The organism is Vibrio mexicanus (assembly GCF_001012815.1).
In the GTDB taxonomy this organism is placed as follows: domain Bacteria; phylum Pseudomonadota; class Gammaproteobacteria; order Enterobacterales; family Vibrionaceae; genus Vibrio; species Vibrio mexicanus.
Window position 1 is genome coordinate 1 of record NZ_JYJP01000046.1, and the last position, 1,030, is coordinate 1,030.

The 1,030-nt window shown below is 45.0% G+C and carries 1 protein-coding gene; it reads right to left on the bottom strand.

Annotated elements, in window-relative coordinates; genetic code table 11:
* Nucleotides 1–11: 11 nt before the first annotated feature.
* Complete coding sequence (locus UA76_RS07340) at nt 12–989, bottom strand: IS481 family transposase (RefSeq protein WP_047044467.1); 978 nt, start codon at nt 987–989, stop codon at nt 12–14.
* Between the last annotated feature and the right edge of the window lie 41 nt (nt 990–1,030).

Here is a 1,030-nt window from a genome sequence, read left to right on the forward strand (position 1 = left end):
ATGTGTGTGATTCATAGAGATGGTTTCACTTTTCTTAGCTGAAGGTCGAGCTTGTAATTCTGCTCTTGAAACCTCTCTTTCTTGATCTGGTAGTTCTGAGATACCTCTTCAGACAAAGGGGTTTGATCAGATATCTCAGTAATCCTGTCTATCGGAGTTAGCCCATTTAACGAGCTGTGGGGCCGCTCCCAGTTGTAGTAGTGTTGCCATTCAGCTAGCAGCAGATCCAGTTCTTCCAACCCTACAGAGACATCTATGGTCGGATAGAACTCACTTTTATCTGTTTTCTGCGACCGTTCCACTTTACCATTCAAGTGAGGTGAGCCAGGCTTATTTGGGCGAAACTTGATCCCATAAATCATCAGTTGTTTCTGGACTTTCTCAGCAAAGAATTCACGCCCTCTGTCCGTCTGAATACGCTGGATAGGAAATGGCATCTCTTCCACGACACAATCGATAAAGTCGACTGTATTTGCTGCTGTGCGCCGAGAGTAGCACCTTAGAACCCGATAGCGAGAGCAGTCATCAATAGCTGTATACTGGTAAATTCCAGACGCTATTTTACAGGTGTCCATCTGGACTCTATCACCAGGAATTGGGCGCTCATATCTTTGGAAATCTTTTTTGCGTCGGTAAGTTACGATGGGTTTGACTGATGCTTCGGATAAAACTTTATGGAGTGTCGCTGTGCTTAGGTGTATTTGGTGAAGTCGGATTAATTCCGTTTGTAAACGCCGCGCCCCTAAATTGCGTTTCTCACGCATCGTCAGGATCAATGCTCTTAGCTCATCATTGAGTTTGGTATCTGGAGATGAATGAGGGCGTCTGCTCTGGCTTTCCAGACCAGCGATTCCATACTGCTTATATCGTTTAGCCCACTTACGTAATGTTGGTCTGGAAATACCACAGCGTCGACATACGAGGCCTGCATCACCACATTCCTCATACATTTTTACCCACCGTAGTCTTTGTTGGATTTCTCTGTCCATAGACACCCAGTATAGTTGAAAGGATGTCTATGAATCACACA

Bases quoted from the DNA above. Each gene is read 5' to 3' on its own strand.
- UA76_RS07340 (WP_047044467.1), bottom strand. From the start codon at position 989: ATGGACAGAGAAATCCAACAAAGACTACGGTGGGTAAAAATGTATGAG.